This window comes from Halolamina salina (assembly GCF_042678005.1).
GTDB classification, from domain to species: Archaea; Halobacteriota; Halobacteria; order Halobacteriales; family Haloferacaceae; genus Halolamina; species Halolamina salina.
Window position 1 is genome coordinate 8,270 of the sequence record NZ_JBHUDH010000055.1, and the last position, 3,671, is coordinate 11,940.

Below are 3,671 nucleotides of genomic sequence, written 5' to 3' on the forward strand. Positions count from 1 at the left end.
GGTCCGCCTCGTCTGGGCGCCGGATTGGTCGCTCGATCTCGTGACCGAACAGGGGAAGGAAGCGCTCCGGGAGTTCGGGATCAGCGTGGAGCGATGAGCGACGAGCCGACTTCGGGGCCGAGCGCCGACGCCCCCGAGCAGGACCCGAGCGTCACGACCAGCGGCGAGACGACGGGCGCAGAGTGCCCGTACTGCGGCTCGGAGAACACCGAGCGCGAGCACCCCCGCGGGCCGTCGCGCTGTCAGTCGATCCACTACTGCAACGACTGCCTCCAGCAGTTCAAGAAGTTCGAGTAGCGGGCGGGCTATTCGGCGTCCTCGTCGGCGCTTTTCCGCTTGATGAGGAACTTCATGTCGCCCTCGAACACCACCGTGTCCTCCTGATTCTCCATCACGCAGTCGAGCACGACCAGCCCGGCGTCGTCGCGGCTGAGCTCCTTCTTCTCGGTGACCTCCATCTCCAACTGCAGCGTGTCGCCGATGGTGACGGGGTTCGGGAGGTCCATGTAGTTCATCCCGAGGAACGCGACCGCGGTGCGCTCGACGATGCCCGTCCGGTAGACGAACCCGGTGGCCTGCACGAACGTCATCGGGCCGTGGGCGATGCGCTCGCCGAACTCCTGCTCCTGGGCGTACTCCTTGTTGGTGTGCAGTTCGGTCCAGTCGCCGCTGAGCGCGGAGTGCATCACGAAGTCCGACTCCGTCACCGTGCGCCCGACGCTGATGAACTCCTCGCCGACCTCGAAGTCCTCGAAGTAGTGCGGTTCGTAGCTGTAAGCCATACCCCCGGGTTCGCCCAGTCGGGGTAAATAGCTCCCGGAGGCACCGGCCCCCGCTACCGGTGGTCGTAGACGCGCTGGACCTTCCCGACCTCGCTGCGGGCGATGCCGCCGGACTCGACCAGCGTAAGCTCGTCGGGGGTGAACCCCAGCACGTTCGACAGCCGTTCGCGGATCTCCGTCTCCAGTTCGACGTGGCCCCGATCCGCCCCCTCGGCGCGCTCGACGGTGAGTTCCATCACGTCGAGGTTCTCCTCGCGGTCGAGGTCGATGCGGTAGTGGGGTGCGACGCCGTCGATGTCGAGCACCACGTCCTCGATCTCGCTGGGGTAGAGGTTCACGCCGCGGACGATCAGCAGGTCGTCGGCGCGGCCGGTGACGTTGTCCATCCGGACCATCGTCCGCCCGCACTCACACTCCTCGTAGGTCAGCGTCGTCAGGTCGCCCGTCCGATAACGCAGGACTGGCAGCGCCTCCTTCGACAGCGTCGTGAGCACGAGTTCGCCCTCCTCGCCCTCCGGGAGCGGTTCGCCGGTCTGTGGATCGACGACCTCGGGCAGGAAGCGGTCCTCCCAGATGTGCAGCCCCTCCTGTGCCTCGTGGCACTCGTTCGAGACGCCCGGACCGACGATCTCGGAGAGCCCGTAGATGTCGATCCCGGTCACGTCCAGCCGCTGTTCGATCTCCTCGCGCATCGGATCGGTGCAGGGCTCGGCGCCGAAGATGACCGTCGAGATGGGCAGTTCCCGCGGATCGTGACCCATCTCCTCGGCCGTCTCGGCGAGGTAGAGCGCGTAGGAGGGCGTGCAGGTGAACACGTCGCTGTCGAGGTCGATCATCAGCTCGATCTGGCGCTGAGTCTGCCCGCCGCCGACGGGGATGACCGTCCCGCCGAGCTCCTCGACGCCGTAGTGGAGCCCGAGCCCGCCGGTGAACAGCCCGTAGCCGTAGGCGTTCTGGACGGTGTCGCCGGGCTCGACGCCCGCCGCCGCGAGCGAGCGCGCGACCACCTCGCTCCACACGTCGACGTCGTCGTCGGTGTAGGCGACGATCTTCGGCTTGCCCGTCGTCCCCGAGGAGGCGTGGATCCGGGTCACCTCGTCGTCGTCGACGGCGAACAGCCCGTCGGGGTACTCGTCGCGGAAGTCTTCCTTCGTGGTCGTCGGGAGTTTCGTCACGTCGTCGACGCTCTGGATGTCGGCCGGTTCGACCCCGGCCTCGTCGAGCGTCTCCCGGTAGAACGGAACGTTCTCGTAGGCGTTCTCGACGGTCTCCCGGAGTCGTTCGGCCTGGAGGTCGCGGATCTCCGCGCGGTCGGCGCCCTCTATGGGCTTGTGTACCATACTCGCCCGCTGGACCGACGACAGTAAAAATCATGATGGTTCCGACGAGGTGAAACCAACCGACCGGGCGCCGGTCCGTGGCCGCCACGTCGCCCACGGGAAGGCTTTTCGTCGGACCGGCGGAACCGTGGGCCAATGCGCGAGGCGTACATCATCGGCGCGGGGCAGACCCCCTTCGGCGCGATGCCCGGCGAGAGCTATCGGTCGCTGTTCACCGACGCCGTCGACGCGGCGCTCAACAGCGTCCCCGACGGGATCGACGCCGGCGAGATCGACGAGGCGGTCGTCGGCACGCTCGGCGTCGGCGGGCGACAGATCGGGCTCTCCGGGCCGGCGGTCACCGAACACGCCGGCCTCCACGGCATCCCGAGCACGCGCGTCGAGAACGCGTGTGCGGCCTCGGGGTACGCAGTCAGACAGGCCGTGCAGGCCGTCCGGAGCGGGATGGCCGACGTGGCGCTCGCCGGCGGCGTCGAGGTGATGACCGACATGAGCGGCGACGCGGCGAAGTACTGGCTCGGCGTCTCCGGCGAGACCGAGTGGGAGCGCCTGACCGGCACCACGTTCGCCGGCGTGTACGCCCAGATGGCCAGCGCCTACTTCGACCGCTACGACGCGACGCCGGAGCATCTCTCACAGGTCGCCGTCAAGAACCACAAAAACGGCGCGAAGAACGACGACGCCCACCTCGGCTTCGAGTGTTCGATCGAGGACGCCCGGGACGCGCCGGTCGTCGCCGATCCGTTGAACCTCTATCACTGCTGTCCGACCTCCGACGGCGCCGCCGCGGTGCTCGTCGCGAGCGAGGACGCCGTCGGGGAGTACACCGACGAACCGATCCGCGTTGCGGGGGTCGGTGCCGCCAGCGAACGCGTCGGCCTGTTCCAGCGCGACACCTACACCGGGATCGACGCCTCGATGGAAGCCGCTGCGGAGGCGTACGACCGCGCCGGGATCGAACCGGACGACCTCGACTTCGCGGAGGTCCACGACTGCTTCGCGATCGCCGAACTGCTGGCGTACGAGGATCTGGGGTTCTGTGGCCGCGGCGAGGCCCACGAACTGGTCGACTCCGGCGCCACCGAACTCGGCGGCGAACTCCCGGTGAACGCCTCCGGCGGCCTGAAGTCGAAGGGCCACCCCCTCGGCGCGACCGGCGCCGGGCAGATCGCGGAGGCGGTCAAACAACTCCGCGGCGAGGCGGGGGACCGCCAAGTCGAAGACGCAGAACTCGGCCTGACTCACAATGTTGGCGGTAGCGGCGGCGCGGCGGTCGTCCACGTCCTCGAACGGGAGGTGGGACGATGAGCGGCGGCGGCGCGGCCGACGAACCAGGAATCGCCGCGATCGGGGCGTACACGCCCAGACTGCGCATCGACGCCGCTGAGTTCGAGGCCGCGTGGGGGCAGTTCGACGCGGCAGCAATCGAGAAGAAAGCGGTCCCCGAAGCCGACGAGGACGCGCTCACGATGGGGATCGAGGCGGCCCGGCGCGCGCTCGACGCCGCCGACCGCGACGGCGACGAGGTCGCCCACCTCGCGTTCGCGAC

The 3,671-nt window shown here is 68.7% G+C and carries 4 protein-coding genes and 2 pseudogenes; 4 read left to right on the forward strand and 2 right to left on the reverse strand.

Annotated elements, in window-relative coordinates:
* A pseudogene (locus tag ACFR9S_RS06595) lies at window positions 1-97 on the forward strand (1,2-phenylacetyl-CoA epoxidase subunit PaaD); the annotation flags it as partial.
* Complete coding sequence (gene paaE / locus ACFR9S_RS06600; protein WP_379731545.1) at window positions 94-297, forward strand: 1,2-phenylacetyl-CoA epoxidase subunit PaaE; 204 nt, start codon at window positions 94-96, stop codon at window positions 295-297. The pseudogene ACFR9S_RS06595 and the gene paaE, both read left to right, overlap by 4 nt.
* A gap of 8 nt (window positions 298-305) precedes the next feature.
* Here the strand turns inward: paaE and ACFR9S_RS06605 are convergent, their stop codons facing one another.
* Window positions 306-782 carry a MaoC family dehydratase gene (locus ACFR9S_RS06605; protein WP_379731544.1) on the reverse strand — a complete coding sequence of 159 codons (477 nt, stop codon included), beginning with the start codon at window positions 780-782 and terminating at the stop codon, window positions 306-308.
* A gap of 53 nt (window positions 783-835) precedes the next feature.
* Window positions 836-2,122, reverse strand: coding sequence for a phenylacetate--CoA ligase PaaK (paaK, locus tag ACFR9S_RS06610; protein ID WP_379731543.1), 1,287 nt, complete (start codon window positions 2,120-2,122; stop codon window positions 836-838).
* Window positions 2,123-2,257: 135 nt separating this feature from the next.
* Between paaK and ACFR9S_RS06615 the strand changes: the two genes are divergently transcribed.
* Window positions 2,258-3,430: a thiolase domain-containing protein gene (locus ACFR9S_RS06615; protein ID WP_379818308.1), complete on the forward strand. Its 1,173-nt coding sequence runs from the start codon at window positions 2,258-2,260 to the stop codon at window positions 3,428-3,430.
* Window positions 3,427-3,671 (forward strand): annotated as a pseudogene (locus ACFR9S_RS06620) (ACP synthase); the annotation flags it as partial. The gene ACFR9S_RS06615 and the pseudogene ACFR9S_RS06620, both read left to right, overlap by 4 nt.

Coding starts and splice junctions, on each gene's coding strand:
- paaE (WP_379731545.1), top strand. CDS start 94: ATGAGCGACGAGCCGACTTCGGGGCCGAGCGCCGACGCCCCCGAGCAG.
- ACFR9S_RS06605 (WP_379731544.1), bottom strand. CDS start 782: ATGGCTTACAGCTACGAACCGCACTACTTCGAGGACTTCGAGGTCGGC.
- paaK (WP_379731543.1), bottom strand. CDS start 2,122: ATGGTACACAAGCCCATAGAGGGCGCCGACCGCGCGGAGATCCGCGAC.
- ACFR9S_RS06615 (WP_379818308.1), top strand. CDS start 2,258: ATGCGCGAGGCGTACATCATCGGCGCGGGGCAGACCCCCTTCGGCGCG.